The following is a 19171-nucleotide window of genomic DNA, read 5'->3' on the forward strand; positions in this document are numbered from 1 at the left end:
CCGGGCCGTCGTCACGATCCCGGGCCGTCGTCACGATCCCGGGCCGTCGTCACGAGGGCAGCGGCCACACATGCGGTCCTTCGGGGCCGTCCAGCCAGGCCCGGGCGCCGTCGCGGCCGACGGTGAGCCCGTAGCGCTCGCGCCCCGGCCCGCCCTCGCGCTCCCAGACGTCGTAGGCGTCCCGCGGCTCGACGGCCCCGGCGGTCAGCGTCAGCAGGAAGCGGAACAGTTCGTCCCGCGTGGCCCGCCGGGGCAGCCCGCTCGTGTCGGGCAGCACCGGCCGGGCCCGGCTCGCCCCGCGCAGCGGCACGAAGTAGGCGGGCGTCGACAGGAAGCGGCCCTCGGCGTGCCCGGCGTCGCGCACGGTGAGGACGATCAGCCCGGTGGCGAACGGCGCCAGGATGCGCGCGCCCGGCCGGCACTGGCCGAGCCAGGCGGGCGGCACCCCGGGCAGCGCGCAGGTGCCGATGATCCGGTCGAAGGGGGCGCGGGCCGGCACCCCGCGCGCCCCGTCGCCGGTGACGACGGCCGGACGGTACCCGGCGGCGTCCAGGTGCCGCCGGGCCGACTCGGTGATCTCCGGGTCGAGGTCGATCGTGGTGACCAGGTCGTGGTCGCCGAGCCGGTGGGCGAGCAGGGCGGCGTTGTAGCCGCTGCCGGTGCCGATCTCCAGCACCCGGTCGCCGTCCCGCACGCCCAGTTCGGCCAGCATCACCGCCATCAGCGACGGCTGGCTGCTGGAGGAGAGCAGCTCCCCGTCGCGCAGCCGGGTCGCCAGCGCCATGTCCTCGTAGGCCCCGCGCAGCCATTGGGCCCGGTCGCGGGGGTCGGGGCTGCCCTCCCAGCGGCGTTCGTGACCGCCGACGACGCCGATGTAGTAGTACGGCACGAACAGGTGCCGCGGCACGGCGGCGAACACCTCCCGCCACACCGGGTCGGTCTTGAACGCCCCACTCGCGTCGATCACGCGCACCAGTTCCGCCCGCGCCGCGGCGGCGGCACCGTCCCCGTCGGCCCGGTCGCCGGCTGCCTCCTGCCGCCCCGCGTGCGCGCCCATCCCTCCACAGTACGAGCAGGCGCCCGCGGCGGCGGCCCGGCGGAGGGCGCTGGGGGCCGGCCACGGGGAGGCCCTGTGCACCGGGCGAGGGGGGTCCTAGGCCTGGAGTCCTATGACCCCGCGTCTGAGAGCATGGACGGCGTGACAGAGATTCGGCGCGGCACGCTTCAGGAGCAGACGTTCTACGAGCAGGTCGGCGGGGAGGAGACCTTCCGCCGGCTGGTCCACCGTTTCTACCAGGGGGTGGCCGAGGACCCGTTGCTGCGGCCCATGTACCCCGAGGAGGACCTCGGCCCCGCCGAGGACCGGCTGCGGCTGTTCCTCATGCAGTACTGGGGCGGGCCCCGGACGTACAGCGACACCCGTGGTCACCCGCGGCTGCGGCTGCGGCACGTCCCGTTCAAGGTCGACCGGGCCGCGCACGACGCGTGGCTCAAGCACATGCGCGACGCCCTCGACGAGCTCGGCCTGTCCGAGGAGCACGAGCGCACGCTGTGGGACTACCTGACGTACGCGGCCGCCTCCATGATCAACTCGCCGGACTGACCGGGCCGGTGTCCGGCAGGGCCGCCGCCGGGCCCCGCACGCCTGTGCTCGCCCTCGCCCGCTTCTGCCGGCGGCGGATCCGGTCACTGGACGTGCGCATTCCGGTATCCGTACACCGGATTTCGGTCACGAAGTGGTCAAGTCCCGTCCGAGAGCGCTTACATCCGAGCGGTTGCCTCTGACAACATCACCCCCGGGTCAAGACGACACAGGGGGCACGGGTGGGGAGCGCCGGGGGGCTCGCACGGTTCGTTATCGCCCGCGCACGGGCCCACCGGCCCCTGCTGGCCGCCGCCCTGCTGACGGTCCTGCTCACCACGGCCGTCCTGGCGACCCTCACCGCCTACTCCGGGGCCATCGGCGACGCGGCCCTGCGGCACGCCCTGCGGGACCCTCGGAACGCCGCCGACACCGCTCTCGTCGTCAGGGCCGCGGTGCCCCCGGACGAGCGCGCCGCCGCCGAGGCGGTCGTACGCGAGCGCGCCCGCACGGCCTACGACGGGCTCCCGGTCACCCTCGGCACCCTGACCCGCTCCGGCCCGTACGCACTGCCCGGCACCCTGCGCCCCTCCGACGGGCGCGACACCCCGGCCGAACAGGCCGAACAGGCCGAACAGGCCGAACAGGCCGACAGCGGCGCGCCGGGCGCCCGGCAGCCCGACCTCACGCACTTCGCCGCCCTCGAACCGGCCAGGATCCGGATCACCGGGGGCCGGATGCCCGCGGCGCCCTCCGCGACGGCGGCCGGCACGGCCGTCGAGGCCGCCCTGCCCGAGGCCGCCGCCGGCCGGCTCGGCCTGGAACCGGGCGCGCGGCTGCGTCTGACCGACCGCCTCGGCGGACCGGCCGTCGACGTACGGATCACCGGCGTGTACCGGCCGGTGGACGCCACCGCGGCCTACTGGCAGCTGGACGACCTGCGCGGCCGCGGCACCGTCAAGATCGACTTCACGACGTACGGCCCCCTGCTCACCGACCCCGCCGTCCTCACCGGCGACCGGGTCAGCGCCGGGGAGTCGGCCTGGCTGGCGTCGGCGGACTTCGCCACGGTCGGCACGGACCGGATCGGCGCCCTGCGCACCGCCGTGCGGGACGGCGCCGCCGCCCTGCGCGAGGAACCGGCACTGGGCGGTGCCGCCGAGGCCACCAGCGCACTGCCCACCGTCCTGGACCGGACCGAGCGGTCGCTGCTGGTGTCCCGCACCACCCTCCTGATCGTCGGACTCCAGCTCGCCCTCCTCGCCTGCTGCACCCTGTTCCTGGTGGCCCGGCTGCTCAGCGCCGAACGCGCGGGCGAGAGCCGGCTGCTGCGGGCGCGCGGCGGGTCCCGCGCCCAACTGGCCCGGTTCGCGGCGCTGGAGGCCCTGCTGCTGGCCCTCCCCGCCGCGGCCGTGGCGCCCCTGCTGGCGGGGCCGCTCACCGGACTGCTGGCCGGGCGGGGCGCCCTGGCCCGGATCGGCCTGCACCTGGACACCTCGCTGGGTGCGGTGGCCGGCCGGGGTCCGGTGTGGCTGGTGGCGGCGGGCGTGGCGCTGGGCTGCGCCCTGGCCGTCACCGTGCCCGCCCTCACCTCGTCGTTCGCGGCCGGACGGGCCCGGCCGCTGCCCGGGGCGGTGCGCGCGGGCGCGGACGTGGGACTGCTGGCGGTGGCCGCCGTCGCGTTCTGGCAGCTCGGCCGTCAGCCGACCGGCGCCGTCGGCCGCGACCTGAGCGTCGACCCGCTGCTCGTCACCGCGCCCGCCCTGGCCCTGCTGGCGGGCACGGTGCTGACCCTGCGGCTGCTGCCGCCGCTGGCGCGGCTCGCCGAGCGCCGCGCTGCCCGCGGGCGAGGACTGCCGGGGGCGCTCGCGGGCTGGCAGATCAGCCGCCGCCCGATGCGCGGCGCGGGCCCCGTGCTGCTGCTGGTGCTGGCCGTGGCCCTGGGCATGCTGGCGATCGGCCAGGGTTCGTCGTGGGAACGCTCGCAGAACGACCAGGCGGACTTCCGCGCGGGCGCCGCGGTGCGCGTCCTGGGCGCCGGTGACGGCGAGCCGGCCACGACCGGGGCGTACGCGACCGTGCCCGGCGTCCGGGCCGTCGCCCCCGCCCACCGCACGACGGTGCCGCTGTCCGGCAACCGGACGGCGACCGTCCTGGCCCTGGACACCGCCCACGCCTCCGGCACCCTGCTGATGCGCTCCGACCTCGCGGACCGGCCGGTCTCGGGCCTGCTGGACGGTCTGAAGCCCGAGGGCGCCACGGCCGGGACGCCGGTCCCCGCGGACACCGCCCGGCTGTCCCTGACCGCCCGCATCCAGGGCTCCGCCGCGGCCTCCGGGGGCGCGAAGAACGGCGACACGGACGGCGGCGACGACGCGAAGAACGGCGACACGGACGGCGACGACGACGCGGGGGACGGCGCCCCGGACGGCGGCGACGACGCGGGGGACGGCGCCCCGGCGGCCGAGGTCCGGGCGACCCTGGTGGACGCCCACGGCATCCCCCACAAGCTCCCCCTCGGGCGGCTCCCCGCCGACGGCCGCGCCCACACGCTCGCCCTGGACCTCGCCGGAACCGGCACGGTCCCGCCCGGCAGCATGACGCTGACCGGCCTGCACCTCGCCCTCACCCAGCCCGTCGGGGACGCCGAACAGCACCGGTTCACCGTGTCCCGGCTGACCCTGACCGACACCGGCGGCCGGGACCGGCGGGCGGACCTGCCCACCGACTGGGAGGCGACCGCGCGGGCCCCCGCCGCGGTCGCCTCCGCCGACGAGGCCGCCGCCCCCACCCGGCCGCGGGTCACCTCCACCCGCCCGCTCACCGTCACCTACGGCACCGGCTACGTCCCCCGGGACTCCGCCCGGGAGGTCTCGCCGCTGACCGTGCGTCTGCAGGTGCCCCAGCCGTCGGCCTCCGAGGTCACCGCCCTCGCCACCGACCGCTACCTGGACTCCACCGGTGCCCGCCCCGGCCAGCGGGTGGACGTCGCCCTCGACGGCTCCACCGTCCCGGTGCGCATCGTCCGCTCGGTGCGGGACCTCCCGTCCACCACACCCGGCGGCGCCGACGACGGCGGGGCGCTGCTGCTCGACCTGCGCGCGGTCAACCGGGTCCTGCAGACCCGCCACGACGCGAGCGCGCCACCGAACGAGTGGTGGCTGCGGACCGCGCCCGGCGCCACCGACCGGGTGGCCGCCGCGCTGCGCGACCGGCCCGACGTGGAACCGTCGAGGGTGCTGGTGCGCGACGAGATCGCCGCGGAGCTGCGCGACGACCCGTTCGGCGCCGGGCCCGAGGCGGCCTTCGGCGCCGCGGCCCTCGCGGCGGCCGCCCTGACCGCGGTCGGCTTCGCGGTGAGCGCGGCCGGCGCGCTGCGCGAGCGGTCGGCGGAGTTCGCGGTGCTGCGTGCCCTGGGCGCCTCCCGGCGGCGGCTGGCCCGGGTGGTGCTCGTCGAACACGGGGTGCTGGTCGGGCTGGCGCTGGCCGTGGGCGTACTGCTCGGCGCGGTCCTCGCGCGGGCCGTGATCCCGCTGATCATGCTGACGTCGGAGGCGGCCCGGCCGGTGCCGCAGGTCCTGGTGGAGCTGCCCGCCGGGCGGGTGGCCGTGCTGCTGGCCGCGGTGGCGGCCGTTCCGCTGGTGGTGACGGCGGTGCTCTCGCTGCGCCGCGCCGACCCGGTGACGTCGCTGCGGGAACGGGGAGGTGAGTGAGGTGACCGTCCGGTCCCCGAGGTCGAAGGTGATCGCCCCCTGGGTGCGCACCCGCCTGCGCACCGCCCCCGGCACCGCCCTCGCCCTGGCGCTGCTGGTGGCGGTGACCGCGTTCCTGGCGGCCGCGCTGCCCCGGTCGGTCGACCGGTACGGCGACAGCGGCCTGCGGCAGGCCGTCGAGTCGGCCGGGGCGGGCCGCACGGTCGTGCAGTTCAACGCCCCGCCGGACTACGGGGCGCCCCCGCCGGAACGCGACGCGGGACTGCGCGGCGCCGCGCTGGAGAAGGACCACGCCGGCATCCTCCGCGCGACCGGCCGCTCCCTGCCCCTCGACCGGGCCCAGTCCGCCTCCGGTGTCCGCAGCACCGAGCCGCAGGAGATGGCCGAGCCCTGGCTGCCGCGCCCGGACGGGCTGCCCCCGCGCCTCGACGTGGTCGCGCAGAGCGGGCTCGCCGAGCACTCCCGGCTGGCAGCGGGCCGGCTGCCCCGGGCCCCCGAGGACGTCACCGCCCGCACGCCCCGCGTCGAGGGCGCCGTCAGCACCGACACCGCCCGGCGCCTGAACATCGAGGTCGGGTCCGTCCTGCGCTTCCCCGGGGTCCAGCGGGGCGCTCTCGAAATCCGCGTCACCGGCATCGTCGAGCCGCGCGACCCCCGGGGCTCGTACTGGTCCGTCGCACCCCTGATGCGCACCCCGGTCCTGACCGTCCTGTACGGCGACCCGGAACTGCGGCAGTACTGGAAGGGCGCGCTGCTGCTGCCGCCGGACGCCGCCCCCGCCCTGCTGGGCACGGCCACCGAGCCGTACCGCTACTGGAATCTCGCCCCCGCCGTCGACAGCCTGCACGGCCACGACGTGCCCCGGCTGCGGACCGCCGTCGCAGCCACCGAGTCCGGCCCCGCGCTCCAGCGGGTGCGCGAGGCCACCTCGCCGCTCGTGTCCGCCACCAGCGACCTGGACGAGGTGCTCGCCCACTACGAGAGGCTGCGCACGGCCATCGGCCCGCTCGTCGCCGTCGCCGCCTTCGGCACCGGCACGGTCGCCGCCGTGGTCCTGCTGATGGCGGGCGGACTCGCCGCCGGCCGGCGGCGCGCCGAGCTCACCCTGCTGCGGGCCCGCGGCGGCTCACTGACCGGCCTCGGCGGCCGGCTGCTCGCGGAGACCGCCGTGGTCGCACTGCCCGCGGCCGCCCTGGGACTCGCGGCGGCCTGCCTCGCCGTCCCCGGTACCCGGCTGCCGTACGCGGTCGCCGCCGCCGGCGGGGTCGCCCTCCTCGGCTGCCTCGCCCTGCCGCTGCGGGCCGTCGCCGCCCACCGCGCCGTCGGCGTCCACACCGCCCGCGAGGACGTCACCGCCGCCCGGCCGTCCCGCCGCCGCACGGTCGCCGAACTGACCCTGCTCGCCCTCGCCGTGGGCGCGGTGGTGGCACTGCGCACCCGCGGCACGTCGGACGGGTCCGACGCCACCGGCGACCAGCTGGTGTCGTCGGCCCCGGTCCTGGTCGCCGTGATCGCCGCCCTGGTCCTGGTGCGCCTGTACCCGCTGCCGCTGCGCGGACTGGCCCGCCCGGCCCGGCGGCTGCGCGGCGCGGTCGGCCCGCTGTCGCTGGCCCGCGCGGGCCGCGGCTCGGGCTCCTCGGTCCTGCCCCTGCTGGCCCTGCTGACCGCGCTGACCACCGCCGCGTTCGGCGGTTCCGTGCTCAGCGGCGTGGCGGACGCCCGCGACCGCACGGCCCTGCTCACCGTCGGCGCCGACGCCCGCGTGGAGACCCTGCACGTCCTCCCGTCCGGCCTGGTCGACCGCGTGCGCCGCACGGCGGGCGTCGACGACGTCACCGTCGCCGGCATCTCCTACTACGCCCGCCCGCAGGACGGCCGCGACGCGGTGCCCGTGGCCGCCGTCGACCCGGCCCCGTACGCGGCGCACACCCGGCGGACCGGCATCGGCGCGTTCGACGCGTCGGTGCTGCGGACGGGGGGAGCCTCCGGGACGGGCGGGGCGGACGGGGCCGGGAGCCCGGCCGCCGGTCCGGCCGGTGGGCCGGCCTCGGGTGACGGCGACGCGGACGCGGCCGGCCCGTTGCCGGCGGTGGCGTCGCCCAAGGTCGCCGAGCGGCTCGGCACCCGTCCGTTCCCGGTGCGCATGGAGGACGGCAGCACCGTCACCCTGCGGATCACCCAGGTCCGGGAGCGGACACCGGCCGTCGCCGGCGACCACTTCCTGGTCGTGGACCGGGCCGGGCTCAGCGCCCGCGCCGCCCGGCCCACCGCGCTCCTCGTGACCGGCGACGGCCTCGACGGTGCCGCGCTGCGCCGGACGGTGGGCGACACGGCTCCCGTCCAGGTCCGCGCCGACGAACGCGCCACCTACGTCGACTCCCCGCTCCAGGCCGGCGCCGAACGCGTCTACGCCACCGCGGTGGCCGCGGGCGCCGGGTACGCCGTCCTCGCCCTGCTGCTCACCCTGGTGCGCGCGGCGCCCGAACGCTCCGCCCTGCTGGCCCGGTTGCGCACCATGGGCCTCACCCGCGCCCAGGGCCGCCGCCTGCTCGTCCTGGAGTCCCTCCCGCAGGCCCTCCTCGCGGCGGTCGGCGGCACCCTCACCGCGTGGGCCACCGTCCGGCTGCTCGCCCCCGGCATCGACCTGACGACCATGGCCGTCCCCGGCACCGTCTCCTCCCCCGCTCGCGCCGCCCTGCGCACCGACCCGGTGTCGCTGCTCGTCCCGGCCCTGGTGGTGGTCGCCCTCACCCTCGGCATCGCCGTCGCCCAGGCATGGTGGACGGGCCGGCGCAGCTCGGTGCGCGAGCTGAGAGCGGGGGACGCGCGATGACGCCGGCCGCCCCGGCACTGGACGCCCCCGGGGACGACGTCCACCTGAGGACCACGCCTTCCGGGCACGTCGGGCGGGCCTGGGGTGCAGGAGACCGCCTTCGCCCAGGAGACCACCCGCCTCGTCCAGGAGACCGCCTTCGCCCCGAGGACCCGCATCGTCCAGGAGACCGCCGATGACCACCCACCCCACGCTGGCCGATCTGGCGCGTCGCGTCTCGGCCGACCGGAACCGTCCGGCCTTCGGCCACGACGCGCTGATCACCTGCGACCGCCTGGTCCGGGTCTTCACCGCCGACGGCGTGGAGGTCCAGGCGCTCCAGGGCCTCGACCTCCTGGTGCGCGAGGGCGAGTTGATGGCCCTGGTGGGCGCCTCCGGAAGCGGCAAGTCCACCCTGATGAACATTCTCGCCGGGCTCGACACCCCGACCGCGGGAGCGGCCCGGGTCGCCGGGCGGGACCTGCTCACGATGACCGCGAAGGACCGCCTCGCCTACCGGCGGGAGGTCGTCGGCTTCGTCTGGCAGCAGACCGCGCGCAACCTGCTGCCGTATCTGACCTCCGCCCAGAACGTGGCGCTGCCCATGCGGCTGCGGGGCGGACGCGGCCGGGCCGCGCGCCGCGCGAGTGCCGAACGCGCCCTGGAACTCCTCGACCTGCTGGAGGTCGCCGACTGCCGCGACCGCCGCCCGCACGAGATGTCCGGCGGCCAGCAGCAGCGCGTCGCCATCGCCGTGGCCCTGGCCAACGAGCCGTCGGTGCTGCTCGCCGACGAACCGACCGGCGAACTCGACTCCCACACCGCCGAGCAGATCTTCGCCGCGTTCCGGACGGCGAACGAGCGGCTCGGCACCACCATCGTCATCGTGACCCACGACCAGGCCGTCGCGAGCGAGGTCCGCCGCACGGTCGCCATCCGCGACGGCCGCACCTCCGCCGAGGTGCTGCGCCGCAGCGAGGTCGACGAGGCCACCGGTCACGAGACCCTGGTCGCCCGCGAGTACGCGATGCTCGACCGCGCGGGCCGCCTCCAGCTGCCCGCCGAGTACACGCAGGCCCTGGGCATGCGCGACCGCGTCGCCCTGGAACTGGAGCCCGACCACATCGCCGTCCGCCCCGACGACAGCGAACGCGACTGAGCACACCGCTCAGGTGAGGGGGCGCACCTCAGCGACGTCGTATTCGGCCACCGCGGCGGCGAGGATCGCCGCGCCCTGCTCGTCGCCCGGACCATCGCCCCGGAACGCCTCGACGTCCGCCTGCGTCGCCCACCGCTCGAAGACGTTGACACGCCCGGCGTCCACCAGGTCCGCGGTGAGGGCGAAGTCGAGACAGCCCGGCGCGCTGCGGGCCTGCTCGACGACGGTGACACAGCCGGCCAGATACGCCTCACGCTGCTGAGGGTCCACGACGATGTGCCCCGCGATGATCACCACTGCTGCTCCCTGGTCGGGTCCGAACCACCTGTCGCCGACTATGACCGTCGGCCGGGGCAGGACTCATCGGCCGGGGCAGCACTCGTCGGCCGGGGCAGCACCCTTCGGCCGAGGCGAGGATCATCGATCGGCGCCGGACGGTGGTCGAGGCCGGACCCGTCGACGCCGGGGACGCCGGGGACCGGGGACGCCGGGCAACCCGGGGACACCGGGGACCGGGGGAACGGAGGTCGGCACCGGATCCGGGCGAGCAGAGACGGAGATCGTCGGGGGACCCGGGCGCCCGGGGACGGAGATCGGCACCGGATCCCTATGCCCGTGGGCCGGGATGGGCCGGGGCCCTGGGGCCTGGGCCCGCTCAGCGCACGCTGAGTCCCAGTCCCGCGCCGAGTCCCGCGCTCCGTACGGCGATCGACCCGTACGGCGTCCGCAGGCGCAGCCAGGCGCCCGAGGCGAGGAGGGCGGTCGGTTCGGCGCCGCGGAGGAAGCCCAGCGACTGGGCGGCGTGCACGGCACGGACCGGCAGGCCGGTGTCGCCGACCGTGCGGGACCAGATGTCCCGTCCGATCGTGTCGAGTTGGGCGCGGGTCCGCGCCTCGGGCGCCAACTCCCCCGTCCGCGTACGGAATTCCGCGACCGCGGCGGAGACGAGCGCGCGCAGGGCGTCCGGTTCCGGCAGCCCCGGTTCGGCGGCCCGCCAGCCCCGGCGGGGCGGCAGCACCCCGGCCCAGGGCGGGCCGGTCACGGCCGCCGGAACGTTCGCCGTGGCAGCCGCGAGGTCCAGCGCCTCCAGCAGCTCACCGGCGGACACGGTCACGTCGAGGGTGACGTCGAGCCCGTTCTCGTACGGCTTGGCCAGCCGCACCGCGCGGATCGCCAGCACCTCGAAGGACGGCGGCCGCCCGAAGACGGCGAGGGCGGTACCGGCCGCCTGGAGCCGTACCGCCGCCGCACGGTCGTAGTGGAGCAGCCGGGAGAGGAAGGCCGCGAGGTCCGCCGCCTCCCTCTCGTCGGCGAGCTGGAGCGCCGTCATGCCGCGACGGCCTCCTCCTCGGCGTCGTCCGTGTACTCGCGCAGGAACTCCCGCTCCTCCTCCGTGAGTCGGCGCGGGCGCTGCGCCGCGAAGTCGAACGGCACGATCACCGTCGACGCGCGGACGTAGACCAGGTCGTCGTCCTTCACCTCGTAGGTGAGGGTGAAGGACGCCGCCCGTATCTCGGTGACCCACAGCTCGATGTCCACCGGTGTGTGCCGGTGGACGAGCTGCCGCTTGTAGTCGATCTCATGGCGTGCCACCACGGACCCCTGCTGGAAGTCCTTCTCCGGGCGGAACAGGAAGTCGATACGGGCCTCCTCCAGGTAGCGGAGGAACACCACGTTGTTGACGTGGCCGTACGCGTCCATGTCCGCCCAGCGCAGCGGGCAGCGGTAGATGTGCCGCAAGACCGATCAGCCCCGGGTCAGCTTCTTGTAGGTGGCGCGGTGCGGACGCGCGGCGTCCGCACCGAGCCGCTCGATCTTGTTCTTCTCGTACGACTCGAAGTTGCCCTCGAACCAGAACCACTTGGACTCGCCCTCGTAGGCGAGGATGTGCGTGGCGACGCGGTCCAGGAACCACCGGTCGTGGGAGATGACCACGGCGCAGCCGGGGAACTCCAGCAGGGCGTTCTCCAGGCTGCTGAGGGTCTCGACGTCCAGGTCGTTGGTCGGCTCGTCGAGGAGCAGCAGGTTGCCGCCCTGCTTGAGGGTGAGCGCCAGGTTCAGGCGGTTGCGCTCACCGCCGGAGAGGACGCCGGCCGGCTTCTGCTGGTCGGGGCCCTTGAAGCCGAACGCCGACACGTAGGCGCGCGACGGCATCTCGACCTGGCCCACGTTGATGTAGTCCAGTTCGTCGGAGACGACGGCCCACAGCGTCTTCTTCGGGTCGATGTTGGCGCGGTTCTGGTCGACGTAGGAGATCTTGACCGTGTCGCCGACCTTGATGGTCCCGGAGTCGGGCTCCTCGATGCCCTGGATCATCTTGAACAGCGTCGTCTTGCCGGCACCGTTGGGGCCGATGACACCGACGATGCCGTTGCGCGGCAGCGTGAAGCTGAGGTTGTCGATGAGCAGCTTGTCGCCGAAGCCCTTGCTGAGGTTCTCGACCTCGACGACGACGTTGCCCAGGCGCGGGCCCGGCGGGATCTGGATCTCCTCGAAGTCCAGCTTCCGCATCTTCTCGGCCTCGGCGGCCATCTCCTCGTAGCGCGCCAGACGCGCCTTGGACTTGGCCTGCCGCCCCTTGGCGTTCGACCGGACCCACTCCAGCTCGTCCTTCAGGCGCTTCTGCCGCTTGGCGTCCTTCGCGCCCTCGACCTTGAGGCGGGCCGCCTTGGTCTCGAGGTACTTCGAGTAGTTGCCCTCGTAGCCGTGCAGGCGGCCGCGGTCGACCTCGCAGATCCAGCCGGCGACGTTGTCCAGGAAGTACCGGTCGTGGGTGACGGCGACGACGGTGCCCTCGTACTTGGCGAGGTGCTGCTCCAGCCAGTTCACGGACTCGGCGTCCAGGTGGTTGGTGGGCTCGTCGAGGAGCAGCAGGTCGGGCGCCTCCAGCAGCAGCTTGCACAGCGCGACGCGGCGCTTCTCACCACCGGAGAGGTTGGCGACGGGCCAGTCGCCGGGCGGGCAGCCCAGGGCGTCCATGGCCTGCTCCAGTTGGGCGTCGAGGTCCCAGGCATTGGCGTGGTCGAGCTGCTCCTGCAGCTTGCCCATCTCGTCCATGAGCTCGTCGGTGTACTCGGTCGCCATCTGCTCGGCGATCTCGTTGAACCGGTCCAGCTTGCCCTTGATCTCGGCGACACCCTCCTGGACGTTCTCCAGGACGGTCTTCTCCTCGTTCAGCGGGGGCTCCTGCAGCAGGATGCCGACGGTGTAACCGGGGGTGAGGAAGGCGTCACCGTTCGACGGCTGCTCCAGCCCGGCCATGATCTTGAGAACGGTCGACTTACCGGCACCGTTCGGGCCGACGACTCCGATCTTCGCTCCCGGCAGGAAGCTCAGGGTGACGTCGTCGAGGATCACCTTGTCGCCGTGCGCCTTACGCGCCTTGCGCATGGTGTAAATGAACTCAGCCAAGAGAAACCGTCCGGCAGCTTGAAATCAGGCAGTGGGCAGATACACCCCATCTTGCCGCACCGCCACCCCTGGGAGGAAACGCGTTCAGCGCGGGCGCTCTGACCTGCGGGTTTGCCGACGTCGAGGGTGAGGTGTCCGTGACGGTGAGTGGTCGGCCGTCGGATTCCGGCCGGTCGGAGGGCACGGGCCGGGTGAGGGCGGAGCGCTGGGGAGGAGGCGGGGGCCGGGGAGGCTGGGGGCGCGGATGCCGCGCGGGGTCCGGGGCGGAGGCGGGGCTATGGTGCCGTCGTGACCAGCACGGCGCTCCGTCCCGTCCTCTTCCTCGACGTCGACGGCCCGCTCATCCCCTTCGGGTCGCCGCCCGGAAGGCTGTCCGCCCCTGCTGCCGGCCTCCCGGCCACCCCCGGCGAGGACAACCCGCTGCTCGGGCGGCTGGACCCCGGGCTCGGGCCGCGTCTCAGCGCCCTGGGCTGTGACCTCGTCTGGGCCACCACGTGGGGCGAGGACGCCAACGACGTCATCGCTCCGCGCCTCGGACTGCCGCGGCTGCCCGTCGTGCCGTGGCTGGACGACGGGGCCGCCGCCGGGCCGAGCGGCCTCCACTGGAAGACGCGGCCGCTCGTGGAGTGGGCCGGCCGCCGGCCGTTCCTCTGGGTGGACGACGAGATCGGCCCGACGGACCGCCTCTGGGTCGAGGCCGCGCATCCCGGGCCCGCTCTGCTCCACCGCGTCGACCCGGCCCGGGGCCTCACCGACGCCGACTTCTCCGCACTCACCGCCTGGCTCGGCGCACTGGCGGTATGACGCACCTCGCGCCGCAATTGCCTTGAGGAGGGATGCGGGGCCTCGGGATCATGCTCGTATGAGCCCCGCATTACGCCGCGCCGCCGGCCTCACGACCATCCTCCTCGCCTTCGCCCTCGCCTCCTGGCTGGCGCTCGGCCCGTCACGGGACTGGGAGGGCGGCACGAGATGGCTCCGTCATGGCCTCGCCCTCGGCTCCCTCGGACTCCTGAGCCTCGGCGCCCGCCTGTCCGTCCCTGCGCGTAGCCGTGAGGCGACGGACACGACACCGGAGTAGCCGGCCTGTGCTCATGTGTCTCCCGGGCTACTCGGGCCACTCGGACCTCCTGGGTCACCGCACGATTGCCGCCCGACCGGTGGTGTGACGGCCGCATGCGACCCGAGGCGTGTGTGACCAGGAACCACATCGAGGTGTGGCACGACGGCCTGATCCCGTCCGGGGTCCGGCTCGGGCTGTGGACGGTCCTGCGCTGCTCGCTGCTGCCGATCCTCGTCTGGACCGGCATCGCGTGCTTCACCTGCCTCGTCCACAGCCCCGTCGTGACGGTGGTCCTCGGTGGGCTCTTCGTCCTGTCCTTCGCCGTGTCGTTCGGACGACGCCGCAGGGCACGGCACACGCGCCGCTGCAGCGCCTACGGGGCGCTGGGCGGCGTGCTGAACGCGTCCATGGCCGGCTTCTGAGCGGCGGGCCCGCCCGGCCGGTGGCGGGCCCGCACCGTCAGGGATCAGCGAGAGGGGCGGGGCCGGGGCCCTCCCCGGTCAGTCGCCGGGCGGGGTTTCGCGACGGCGGGCGATGACGAGGCCGGCGCCGCCGAGGACGACCAGGCCGATGGCCGTACCGGCGATCCACGGGGTGGCGCTGGAGGAACCGGTCGCGGCGAGGTTGGTGTTGTCGGCCGGGGCACCGCCCAGCGGGGTGGGGCTGGGGGCGTGGTAGGTCTGCGCGGTGGTCCCCGTCTCGGCCGCCCGGGTCAGGCAGTCGAGCATGCCGGTGAACCGCTGCTCGAAGCCGTCGGACCCCGTGACGGTGAAGTCGTAGGGCGTGTCCTCGCTCAGCGGGACCGTCACCGTGCGGGACGCGCCCGCCGCGACCGTGTGCTTCTGGCCCACCACTTCGAAGGTGAAGGGTGCGTCCCCCCGGTTGGACGCGGTGATGTCCACCCCGCCCTTCGCGCAGTTCTCCCGCGCGGAGACGGCCGGGAGGGCTCCCTCGTCCGCCCACGTGGCGCTCGCCGTGGCCGAGACCGTCGACTCGCTGGAACCCGCCAGAATCTGGGTCTGGCTGCGGCTCTCGGAGGCGAACGCCCGGCCGACCGGGACGGTGGTGGAGGCCTGCGCGGTGAGACGAGCCGTGCCGGGCGCCGCGTCCTCGGGGACGTCGAAGAAGACCTGGCTGCCGTTGACGGCCTCGGTGACGGGCTCGCCGTTCTTGTCGACGAGACGTACCTCGTCCCGGGCGGCGTTCGCCTGCGGGGCGACCGTCACGCTGCGGGCGTCCGTGCGGACCGTCACCGGCCCCACCCGCTCGCCCGGACGGCCGGAGACGGCCGGCGGGTCCAGGGTCAGCGAGGCACGCGGCTCCGTCAGGTCGCGCGCGCTCTTCTCCAGATAGTCGGCGAGCTGCTCGGCCTGGGGGTCGACGGCGTCCACGGTGACGTCGTCGGCGTAGCGCCAGATGGCGACCTGCGTGCCGGCCGCCGCGTCCTGCTCGGTGAGCGCGCCGCGCACACCCGCCTTCTTCGCGAGCGCCGCCAGATCGTTCACCTGGGGGTAGGAGTTCTGCAGGATCCAGCGGATCCGTCCGGCGTCGTCGTTGACCCCGAGCGAGGTGCTGCTCCAGGGAGCCTCGTGGTACTTGGCGTCCTTCTGCGTGGGGGTGTGGATGTCGACGCAGTAGGTCTGGAGCATGCCGCCGCCGTCGACGGACATCTCGAACAGGCCCGCGGACACCTGCTGGTCCCCGCTGTCCATCCGTATGACGGCCGCGCCGAAGGTCTTCAGCCCGCCTATGGTCGCCGTCGCCCCGCCCTCTCGCGGCGTCGCCTCGTCGGCCACGGCCGGGCCCGCACCGGCCACCATCACTCCCGTGACGGCGAGTCCGCACACCACCGCCCCCGCGGTGAGACGGACCGGTCCACGCCCGCGCAGAGACCACGCAGAGAACGAAGCAAACACCGAATTCCCTTCCGAGCAGGACCCGTTGACGTGGGGGGCACGGTCCCACCAGCAGAATCACCGGCCCCGAGAGCCCCGGTGGCCATGCCCGGCATCCTAAGGAGGCCGCGCACCGCGCCTACCGGTGATCGCGTCGGACGAGTGATCCGATCCGCAATCGTTATCGCGAGGGGGCTTGAGAGCAGGGGTTATCGATAAATCCACTCAAGGAAGTTCGGCACGCAGCCACCGATAAGCCGCACTTCGGTCGGTGTGGAGGGCCGGTCTCCGCCCCTGGGCCAGTGGGCGGGACCGACGGACGGGAGGAGACGGGCGGCCGTCCTGCCTCGCACCCCGTCACCCGACATCACGTCATGACGGTTTCGGCGGACGGCAGTTGACTCCCTGCCCCGTGGGCTCCAGGCACTGGAGCGGGGGCGGGAGCGGGTACGGGTGGTGCGGGCGCTGTTGCCGGTCCGGGTGCCGGCGCCGTTGTCGGTGCCGCCGTCGGTGGCACTCCCGGTGCTGCTCCGGGCACCGGCCCGGACACCGGCTCCGGATCCCGTGCAGGGTCGCTCGCAGGTGCCGTCGGCCGAGCCGCCGCATCGGGCGGAGTCTCCCAGTTGGGTTCGGAGCGCTCGGGGGCCACGGCTGCCGCCGGCTGTTCCGGGCGGCCCGAGCGCCGGAAGGCGGACGTCCCCCGCGCGAGGTCGTGGCCGATCGTCACCGCGTCGATGTCGGCGGAGACCCGGCCCTGCTGCCCGTCCCGTTGCTCCGTGCGCACCTTCAGCCGGCCCTGTACGACGACCGGTTCGCCGACCGACAGTGAGGCGGCGGCGTTGGTGGCGAGTTGCCGGTTGGCCCACACCGTGAAGAAGTTGGTGTGGCCGTCCGTCCACATGCCCTTCTCGCGGTCCCAGTACCGCGCGGTGACCGCCAGCCGGAACCTGGCCGACGGGCCCGACGCCAGCTCCCGGTACACCGGTGACGTCGCCACGTTGCCCACCGCGCAGACCATCGTCTCGTTCATCGCGTCTCCCTCCCACGCCCGGCACCACTGGCGGCGCCCGGCGGATACGCGTACGGGCCCCTCCCGTACGGCTGTGTCCGGTGCGACGGCCGCGCATCCTGCCGCGATCGCCGCGAAAGCCAGACTGCCGCTCCCGGGACGGGCCCGCCGAGCGCTGTGGACACCTCCGGAGCTGTGGACAAACCGGCCACCCGTACGAGGGAACCGGCCGGGTGAACCCGCCCGAGGAATCAGACGGCCCGGCGCACCGACCGTGAACCGGCCCGGCGAACGGTCCGGGCCGCGGTGGCCCCGGACCGCATGCGGCCCAGCCTCCGCCGGGGCGGCGGCCCGCCCCCGCCTCACCGGGTCGAGGCTGTCCCCACGACCCGCACGTACTGCTCCCGCACCTCCAGATACCGCAACAGTTCCGCGGCCACCGGGTCGAGCACCCGGGCCCGTCCGCACCCGGCCGCCGCCTCCCGCAGCCGTCTCTCCGCGTCCTGCCCGTACCGCCGGGCCGGGCCGCGGGCCGCCATGCGGCAGCTCCACTCGATGAGCGGGCCGCCGATGATGCCGATCAGCATCAGCAGCACCGGCACCCCCAGGTTCGGCGACATGAACCCGATGATCTGGCCCAGCAGCCACAGCCCGCCCAGGAACTGAAGCACCGTCATGGATGCCTGGGCCAGCACGGCCGCCGGCCACCACCCGGGCCGGGGCGGCTTCCCCGGGGGCAGGCCGGCCCGGGCCGCCAGTTCGTCCAGCGCCTCGGGCAGCCCCTGCGCACCCCGTACCGCGGCCTCGCGCACCGCCTGCGCCCAGGGCACCGGCAGTCCGGCCGAGGCGCGCTCGGCCACGGTCCGGACCGCCTGCTCCACACGCTGGCGGGCCGTGGCCTCCTCGTCGGGCTGCTGCGTGCGCAGGGAGTGGCGGCCCGTGGGCGGCTCGCCGCGGTCGTTGTACCAGCGCCACAGCCGCAGCCAGGGCGTGCCGCACGCGCGGTTGGCGTTGCGCAGCCAGGCGCGTTCGGCCGCCTCGCCCGCCGCGGTGGCGCCCACGGCGTCCGCGAGCCGGGCGGAGAACTCGTCCCGGGCCTCCTCGCTCAGCCCGCAGCGCTTGCGTGTGGCGTAGACGGGCCACAGGCGGGCCGCCGCGATGTCCACGTCGGCGGCGATCCGGCGGCCCGCCGCTCCGCGTTCGGACACGAACTGGCCGAGCGCCTCGCGCAGTTCGCCGACGCCTTCCCCGGTGAGCGCGGAGAGCGCCAGCACGGTCGTGCCGGGTTCGTCGTACTCCCCCAGGGCGATGCCGTCCTCGTCGAGGAGCCGCCGCAGATCGTCCAGGACCTGCTCGGCGGCCTCGCCGGGCAGCCGGTCGACCTGGTTGAGGACGACGAACATGACCTCCGCGTGGGCCGCCATCGGCCGCAGGTACCGCTCGTGCAGCATGGCGTCGGCGTACTTCTCCGGGTCCACGACCCAGATGACGGCGTCGACCAGCGACAGCACGCGGTCGACCTGTTCCCGGTGCCGTACGGCCGCCGAATCGTGGTCGGGGAGGTCCACCAGGACCAGCCCGCGCAGCTGGTCGTCCGCGTCCGCCATGGCCTGCGACGGGCGGCGGCGCAGCCGGGGCGGAATGCCGAGGCGTTCGATGAGGCCGGCCGCGCCGTCGCTCCAGCTGCACGCGATGGGTGCGGCGGTGGTGGGGCGCCGCACGCCGGTCTCCGAGATGGTCACCCCGGCGAGGGTGTTGAACAACTGCGACTTGCCGCTGCCGGTGGCTCCCGCGATCGCGACGACGGTGTGCTGCCCGGAGAGGCGGTGCCGCGCGGTGGCCTCGTCGAGGACACGGCCCGCCTCGGCGAGGGTCCCGCTGTCGAGCCGGGTGCGGGACAGGCCCACCAGTTCGCGCAGCGCCTCCAGGCGTGACCGCAGGGGCGGGTCGTACGTCAGGGGGGTGACGGTCTGGGACGCGGGCGCCCTCGTCTCCGGCGCCGGACGCTGCTCGGTCCCGGCGACGGCCGCGTTCACCCGCCGCGCGATCAGTCCGTCGTCCCAGGGCCCCTGGGCGGCGTCGTCCCGCTCGCCGACGGCCGCACGCGCGGGCTCGTCGTCCGTCGCGTCGGGGCCGTCCTGGCCCTTCTTCTTCGCCCGGCGTCCGTCGTCGCCGTCAGCCCGTTCGTCCGCAGGCCCCGACCGCCCGAACCGCCCGAAGCGGGCCAGCCGTCCGGTCCGCTCGGCGCGCCGGGAACCGTCGGCGTCCCCGCTGCCGGCGCCGTCGCCGCTGCTCGCGGGCTGCGTGGCCTCGTCCCCCCGTACCGCGTCCTCCGTCGTGCCCTTGCCGCCCTTGCGGCCCTTCCCGCCCCTGGGGTCGTCGGAGCCGCCGGCGCCGTCCGTCGTGTCGGGCCGGCGGGACCCCTCGTCCGCGTTCTCCGCGCGGTCGGAGGGCTCGGGACGCTGTGCGTCCTCGGAATGCTCGGGGTGCTCGGTGTGGTCCTGGTCAGTGACGGCGGTCACCGGGC

Annotated in this window: 14 protein-coding genes and 1 pseudogene; 7 read left to right on the forward strand and 8 right to left on the reverse strand. The window is 75.1% G+C overall.

Annotated elements, in window-relative coordinates:
* Positions 1-49: 49 nt before the first annotated feature.
* Positions 50-1057: a methyltransferase domain-containing protein gene (locus ACIRPP_RS26900; RefSeq protein WP_403647800.1), complete on the reverse strand. Its 1008-nt coding sequence runs from the start codon at positions 1055-1057 to the stop codon at positions 50-52.
* A gap of 132 nt (positions 1058-1189) precedes the next feature.
* Here ACIRPP_RS26900 and ACIRPP_RS26905 point away from each other — a divergent pair, with 132 nt between their 5' ends.
* The 4 genes from ACIRPP_RS26905 to ACIRPP_RS26920 all read left to right on the forward strand — a co-directional run bounded on the left by ACIRPP_RS26905 (position 1190) and on the right by ACIRPP_RS26920 (position 9266).
* Positions 1190-1603 (forward strand): globin, encoded by a 414-nt coding sequence (locus ACIRPP_RS26905; RefSeq protein ID WP_403647803.1) that lies wholly within the window; start codon positions 1190-1192, stop codon positions 1601-1603.
* A gap of 221 nt (positions 1604-1824) precedes the next feature.
* Positions 1825-5295 (forward strand): FtsX-like permease family protein, encoded by a 3471-nt coding sequence (locus ACIRPP_RS26910; protein ID WP_403647805.1) that lies wholly within the window; start codon positions 1825-1827, stop codon positions 5293-5295.
* 1 nt (position 5296) lies between these two features.
* A complete protein-coding gene (locus tag ACIRPP_RS26915; protein WP_403647807.1) occupies positions 5297-8128 on the forward strand; it encodes an ABC transporter permease in 2832 nt (943 codons plus the stop codon).
* Between the two features lie 175 nt (positions 8129-8303).
* Positions 8304-9266 (forward strand): ABC transporter ATP-binding protein, encoded by a 963-nt coding sequence (locus tag ACIRPP_RS26920; RefSeq protein WP_403647810.1) that lies wholly within the window; start codon positions 8304-8306, stop codon positions 9264-9266.
* A gap of 9 nt (positions 9267-9275) precedes the next feature.
* Here ACIRPP_RS26920 and ACIRPP_RS26925 read toward each other — a convergent pair whose 3' ends face one another.
* From ACIRPP_RS26925 to ettA, 4 genes are all read right to left on the reverse strand, one after another.
* The gene (locus ACIRPP_RS26925) at positions 9276-9563 is read right to left on the reverse strand and encodes a putative quinol monooxygenase (RefSeq protein WP_403647813.1); all 288 of its coding nucleotides are present in this window, start codon (positions 9561-9563) and stop codon (positions 9276-9278) included.
* Positions 9564-9921: 358 nt separating this feature from the next.
* A complete protein-coding gene (locus tag ACIRPP_RS26930) occupies positions 9922-10596 on the reverse strand; it encodes a hypothetical protein (protein ID WP_403647816.1) in 675 nt (224 codons plus the stop codon).
* Entirely contained in the window at positions 10593-11006 is a 414-nt protein-coding gene (locus ACIRPP_RS26935) for a thioesterase family protein (protein ID WP_164350470.1), read from the reverse strand. The genes ACIRPP_RS26930 and ACIRPP_RS26935 overlap by 4 nt, the downstream gene beginning before the upstream one ends.
* A 6-nt stretch (positions 11007-11012) precedes the next feature.
* Positions 11013-12677 carry an energy-dependent translational throttle protein EttA gene (gene ettA / locus ACIRPP_RS26940; protein WP_403647819.1) on the reverse strand — a complete coding sequence of 555 codons (1665 nt, stop codon included), beginning with the start codon at positions 12675-12677 and terminating at the stop codon, positions 11013-11015.
* Positions 12678-12965: 288 nt separating this feature from the next.
* On the opposite strand from ettA, the gene ACIRPP_RS26945 reads away from it, so the two are divergent.
* The 3 genes from ACIRPP_RS26945 to ACIRPP_RS26955 all read left to right on the forward strand — a co-directional run bounded on the left by ACIRPP_RS26945 (position 12966) and on the right by ACIRPP_RS26955 (position 14162).
* On the forward strand, positions 12966-13481 hold the full coding sequence (locus tag ACIRPP_RS26945; protein ID WP_403647822.1) for an HAD domain-containing protein: 516 nt from the start codon (positions 12966-12968) through the stop codon (positions 13479-13481).
* A 58-nt stretch (positions 13482-13539) separates the two neighbouring features.
* Entirely contained in the window at positions 13540-13758 is a 219-nt protein-coding gene (locus tag ACIRPP_RS26950; protein WP_403647825.1) for a hypothetical protein, read from the forward strand.
* A 113-nt stretch (positions 13759-13871) separates the two neighbouring features.
* A complete protein-coding gene (locus tag ACIRPP_RS26955) occupies positions 13872-14162 on the forward strand; it encodes a hypothetical protein (RefSeq protein ID WP_403647828.1) in 291 nt (96 codons plus the stop codon).
* 78 nt (positions 14163-14240) lie between these two features.
* Here the strand turns inward: ACIRPP_RS26955 and ACIRPP_RS26960 are convergent, their stop codons facing one another.
* From ACIRPP_RS26960 to ACIRPP_RS26970, 3 genes and pseudogenes are all read right to left on the reverse strand, one after another.
* Positions 14241-15656, reverse strand: coding sequence for a Cys-Gln thioester bond-forming surface protein (locus ACIRPP_RS26960; RefSeq protein ID WP_403647831.1), 1416 nt, complete (start codon positions 15654-15656; stop codon positions 14241-14243).
* Positions 15657-16203: 547 nt separating this feature from the next.
* Positions 16204-16665 (reverse strand): annotated as a pseudogene (locus ACIRPP_RS26965) (single-stranded DNA-binding protein); the annotation flags it as partial.
* Between the two features lie 341 nt (positions 16666-17006).
* The gene (locus tag ACIRPP_RS26970) at positions 17007-19166 is read right to left on the reverse strand and encodes a GTP-binding protein (protein WP_403647947.1); all 2160 of its coding nucleotides are present in this window, start codon (positions 19164-19166) and stop codon (positions 17007-17009) included.
* Positions 19167-19171 lie beyond the last annotated feature (5 nt).

The organism is Streptomyces sp. NPDC101219 (assembly GCF_044767675.1).
Classification (GTDB): Bacteria; Actinomycetota; Actinomycetes; order Streptomycetales; family Streptomycetaceae; genus Streptomyces.